This is a genomic window from Aminobacter sp. P4_H6_2 (assembly GCF_056400805.1).
This window is the reverse complement of the sequence record NZ_JBFUKO010000401.1, coordinates 1-4,916: the sequence shown is the minus strand read 5'-3', so window position 1 is coordinate 4,916 and position 4,916 is coordinate 1. Positions and strand designations below refer to the sequence as shown.

Below are 4,916 nucleotides of genomic sequence, written 5' to 3'. Positions count from 1 at the left end.
GATCTAAACATGGCCAAGGTAGTGGTCGTCACATCCGGCAAGGGAGGCGTTGGGAAAACAACCTCGACTGCCGCCCTAGGAGCAGCTCTGGCCCAGACCGGCAAGAGGGTGGCCCTCATCGACTTTGACGTTGGCTTGCGCAATCTCGATCTGGTCATGGGCGCCGAACGGCGTGTTGTGTTCGATCTCGTCAATGTGACGCAAGGGGTGGCCAAGCTTTCGCAGGCTTTGATCCGCGATAAGCGCCTGGACACGCTTTTCTTGCTGCCCGCGTCGCAAACGCGCGACAAGGACGCCTTGACCGAGGAGGGCGTGGCCCAGGTGATCGGAAAGCTGCGTGAAAAATTCGACTACGTGCTGTGCGACAGCCCGGCCGGCATCGAGCGCGGCGCGCAACTTGCCATGCGCTTTGCCGATGAGGCGGTCATCGTCACCAATCCTGAGGTGAGTTCGGTCCGCGATGCCGATCGCATCATCGGCTTGCTCGACTCCAAGACATTGAAGGCCGAGCAGGGCGAGAGCGTCATCAAGCACATTCTCGTCACCCGCTTCGACGCGGCACGCGCCGCGCGCGGCGAAATGCTCAGCATCGATGACGTTCTGGAGATCTTGTCGACGCCGCTGCTGGGTATCATTCCGGAGAACCAGGGGGTTCTGCGCGCATCCAATRTCGGTTCGCCGGTGACGCTCAACGAGCCCACCAACGCAGCTGCGCGCGCCTATATCGACGCGGCAAGAAGACTGCAGGGCGAAGACTTGCCGGTGGTCCTGCCGGTCGAGAAAAGAGGCCTGCTCAATCGGCTTCTGGGAAGGAGGGTGGCATGAACCTGTTCGACTTTTTCAAACGTCGCGGCAGTGCACCCGTGGCGCGCGAGCGCTTGCAGCTTCTGCTGGCCTACGAGCGCAACAATCGCAATCAGCCCGATCTTGTGGCCGTGTTGCGCGAGGAGATCATGGCCGTGATCGCCAAGCACATTCAGATCAATCAGGATGACGTGCGCATCACCATGGATCGCGGCGCAACGACATCGACACTGGAGATCGACATCCACATTCCCAATGCAGGTGCCTCGGCCGGGTTGTGACGAGGCCGCAGCTGCGGCGCGCAAGACCAAAGTAAGCCTGTCGGCGAACTTGCCGCTGGACGTATTTCTCCAACGCAGCAACACTGGCGACGGGCGCCGCAATTTTGTGCGGCGGCCGGCTGACGTGCGGAGGAAGAAGCGATGGACGAGCCTGACCGGTGGCGCCAGATGGCGAGCGCACCAAAGGATGGCAGCAGGATCCTTGTGACGGTGCGCCCGTCCGAGCAGGGCCCGGCCGAAGTCGACGTGGCCTATTGGGCCAGGCACGACGCGTTCGGCATCGAAGGCTGGCGCGCTGCCGACTCCTATCCAGGTTGCGTGATTGGCTATGCCGACCCGGAACTGAAGTGCTGGATGCCGCTGCCAAAGGCCAATCTGAGCAAGAATTCAGCCTCGATGCCGACTCCTTGGGAAGGCGAGGACGAAGAACAGCTGGACGGTTCCGGCATCTGAGATGCAGGTGATGCCGGACTGAACTCAATCTCAAACCGCCATAACTGTACGGTTTTCGCAGGCCTCAGTCGATGGCTGACCTGCCGCCGAAGGTCGAGGGGCGCAGGCCGAAGCGTGTGTCGAAATCATCGTCGGGCAGCGGTTTGGCCGGCGGCTTGCGGTAGTCGGTGTCGCCTGCCTGGCGCTGGGCGTCGACCACCTCGGCAAAGCCAAGTGCCGCAGCCTGGGGCCTGGGCACATTGCGCAGCCGCTCGACCACCGCGACCAGATCGACGTCGTCGCCATTGCCCAGCGGCGCATCGGTGGCCCGCTTGCCCGTGCCGGGGATGAGTTCGCTCGATAGTTTCTCGAATTTCAGCCGCATGGTGGTAGCGACACCTTCGCCAAAGGCGATGGCCTCGCGCTGGCCCATCGACGACAGGAAAGACAAGGTCGAGGCGGAGGAGTCGGCGATGGCCGAGCGGATGATCGCCTGGTCCTGCTCGTTGGCAAGCCGCATGGCGAAAACCGTTGAGCATTGCGACAGGATGGTGGGGTCGAGTTCGCCCGGGCGCTGGGTGACTACGCCGAGATAGCAGCCATATTTGCGGCCTTCCTTGGCGATGCGCGACAGCGCATGCCGGGTCGGCGCGAAACCGAGCCGATGATCGGCGGGCATGTAGCGGTGCGCTTCCTCGCAAAGCAGAAGCAGCTTGAGACGACCTTCGCTCCACAAAGCGAGATCGAAGGCGAGACGGGCGAGCACCGAGCAGACCGAATTGACGACTTCCGAGGGCATGCCAGCCATCTCGAAGCAGGTGACCGGGCGACCATGGGTCGGCACGCGGAAGATGTTGCCGATGGTTTCGTGGATGGTGTCTTCGATGAGCCTGGAATGGAACATGAAGCGGTAGCGCGGGTCAGCAAGTGCGGATTCGATGCGGGTGCGCAGCGATTTCAGGATCGGTCGCTCGTTCTTGGATTCGAGCATGCCCATGCGGTCGTCGATCTGCTTGATGAGATCGGCCATACGGTAGGGCACCGGCGTGTCGGCGGTGAGCGCATCGACGCCACGGCGCAGGAAGGCGCCGCCTTGCGGGCTGCGGTAGAGGTTTTTGGCGACCGGGATGAGGTCGCGCAGCACATCGATCTCCTCGGCGTCGGTCTCGCGGCCGCGAAACAGCACTTCGGCGAATTCTTCGAGGCGGAACAGCCAGAACGGCAGGTCGAGCGAGTTGGAATCGACCTTGACGCAATATTCTGGCAGTGAGGCCGCGAACTCGTTGTGCGGATCCATGATCAGCACGCGCAGATCGGGCCGCGCAGCGATCGCCTTGCGCAGTAACAGCGAGACGGCCGTCGACTTGCCAACGCCGGTGGTGCCGACAACGGCGAAGTGGCGGGCCAGCGTCTCATCGATGGCGATGCAGGCGTCGATGCTATCGTCCTGTGACAATTGCCCGATAGTGACGGTGCGACGGCCGGCAAGGTCGTAGACCGCCTGAAGGTCGCGGGTGCGGATGCGGTGGGCGACCGCGCCAATATGGGGATAGACGGTGATGCCGCGGTCGAAGGTCGGGCGCTTGTCGCGGCCAGCGTCGCGGACCTCGCCGATCAACTCGACATTGACCTCGATCGGGTTGTCGCCCTGGCTGCTCCAGGAGCGGTCCGACTTGGCAATGGAATAGACAAGTCCGATGGTGCGCGTTTCGCCGAGATTGATGCAGATCATGCGCCCGACGGTCCACAGACCGTTGGTGTCTGGGCCGCCGACCTCGGCATAGGCGCTGATGACCGCGCGGGCGCCGTCGCACTGCACGACATTGCCAAGGATGCGGGCATCGTCCTGCTTGGGATCGCGCCGCTCCTGCGGGGTGGTCTCGCCACCAGCGGCCTGACGTTCCATGTACATCGGCTTCATCCCCCAATCCCCTTGGCTAAATCTAGCGCAGGGCGGTTAAAGTGGGGTGATGGCGGATGGTATAGGCGCGGTTAAGAGGATCCTTCCAATTTGATCTATCAACCAGCAGAGTGACGTTGCGGAAAATTTGTTCAGCTCCGGTTGACAGGGCGCCTTCTTGCGCATTAACGTCCGCGCCATGAATAAGATACTCATTCTCGTAGTAGGATTGCGCGTGGGCAAGGCGGTGTAACCGCCGGGCGAAATCCCCCCATGCGCAAATGTGAAGGCTCCCTCGGGGGCCTTTTTTATTGCCCGAAACAGGACTAAACGAGCAGCAACCGCCGAGAACGGCGAAGGAAAGACGGGACGGACCGATGAGCGGACATAGTGACAGCGGACGACGCGAAATGACCGGCGCCGAGATGGTGGTGCAGGCGCTGAAGGACAATGGCGTCAAGCACCTCTTCGGCTACCCCGGTGGCGCCGTCCTTCCGATCTATGACGAGCTGTTCCAGCAGGACGACGTCCAGCACATACTGGTGCGCCATGAGCAGGGCGCGGGCCATGCTGCCGAAGGTTATGCACGCTCGACCGGCAAGCCCGGCGTGATGCTGGTGACCTCTGGCCCCGGTGCCACCAATGCGGTGACGCCGCTGCAGGACGCGCTGATGGATTCGATCCCGCTGGTCTGCATCACCGGTCAGGTGCCGACGTCGCTGATCGGCTCGGACGCCTTCCAGGAATGTGACACCATCGGCATCACCCGGCCGTGCACCAAGCACAACTGGCTGGTGAAGGACGTCAACGATCTGGCTCGTATCCTGCATGAGGCGTTCCATGTCGCCACCACTGGCCGTCCCGGTCCCGTGGTTGTCGACATCCCCAAGGACGTGCAGTTCGCCAAGGGCATCTACACGCCGCCGCAGACCGCGCCGCGCACCTCCTACCAGCCCAAGGTCCAGGGCGATCTGGAGAAGATCAAGGAAGCGGTGGCGCTGATGGCGACCGCCAAGCGCCCGGTCATCTATTCCGGAGGTGGCGTGGTCAATTCGGGTCCCGAGGCAAGCCAGTTGCTGCGCGAACTCGTCGACCTGACCGGCTTTCCGATCACCTCGACGCTGATGGGACTGGGGGCCTATCCGAAATCGGGCAAGAACTGGCTCGGCATGCTGGGCATGCACGGCAGCTATGAAGCCAACATGGTGATGCATGACTGCGACGTCATGGTCTGCATCGGCGCGCGTTTCGACGACCGTATCACTGGCCGCCTGAACGCGTTCTCGCCGAATTCCAAGAAGATCCACATCGACATCGATCCGTCGTCGATCAACAAGAACGTGCGCGCCGACGTGCCGATCCTGGGCGATGTCGGCCGGGTGCTCGAAGACATGGTGCGGCTGTGGCGGGCGACCGCCAAAGCCGACAAGAAGGCGCTCTACCCGTGGTGGGAGCAGATCGCCAAGTGGCGGGCCCGCGATTCCTTTGCCTACAAGCAC

At 62.6% G+C, this 4,916-nt stretch carries 5 protein-coding genes; 4 read left to right on the top strand and 1 reads right to left on the bottom strand.

Translation table 11 applies throughout. The annotated features are described in order from the left end of the window. Nucleotides 1-9 precede the first annotated feature (9 nt). The 3 genes from minD (at nt 10) to AC1DUU_RS22800 (ending at nt 1,538) form a co-directional block, all read left to right on the top strand. Nucleotides 10-825: a septum site-determining protein MinD gene (gene minD, locus AC1DUU_RS22810; protein ID WP_476785666.1), complete on the top strand. Its 816-nt coding sequence runs from the start codon at nt 10-12 to the stop codon at nt 823-825. Then, the gene (gene minE, locus AC1DUU_RS22805) at nt 822-1,085 is read left to right on the top strand and encodes a cell division topological specificity factor MinE (RefSeq protein WP_476785664.1); all 264 of its coding nucleotides are present in this window, start codon (nt 822-824) and stop codon (nt 1,083-1,085) included. The genes minD and minE overlap by 4 nt, the downstream gene beginning before the upstream one ends. Before the next feature lie 141 nt (nt 1,086-1,226). Continuing rightward, a complete protein-coding gene (locus tag AC1DUU_RS22800) occupies nt 1,227-1,538 on the top strand; it encodes a hypothetical protein (protein ID WP_476785663.1) in 312 nt (103 codons plus the stop codon). Between the two features lie 64 nt (nt 1,539-1,602). On the opposite strand, the gene AC1DUU_RS22795 is transcribed toward AC1DUU_RS22800, so the two are convergent. Then, entirely contained in the window at nt 1,603-3,429 is a 1,827-nt protein-coding gene (locus AC1DUU_RS22795; protein ID WP_476785662.1) for an ATP-binding protein, read from the bottom strand. A gap of 398 nt (nt 3,430-3,827) precedes the next feature. Here AC1DUU_RS22795 and AC1DUU_RS22790 point away from each other — a divergent pair. After that, the coding region (locus AC1DUU_RS22790; RefSeq protein WP_476785665.1) for a thiamine pyrophosphate-binding protein at nt 3,828-4,916 on the top strand (1,089 nt) is incomplete at its 3' end.

Coding starts and splice junctions, on each gene's coding strand:
- AC1DUU_RS22795 (WP_476785662.1), bottom strand. CDS start 3,429: ATGTACATGGAACGTCAGGCCGCTGGTGGCGAGACCACCCCGCAGGAG.
- AC1DUU_RS22800 (WP_476785663.1), top strand. CDS start 1,227: ATGGACGAGCCTGACCGGTGGCGCCAGATGGCGAGCGCACCAAAGGAT.
- minE (WP_476785664.1), top strand. CDS start 822: ATGAACCTGTTCGACTTTTTCAAACGTCGCGGCAGTGCACCCGTGGCG.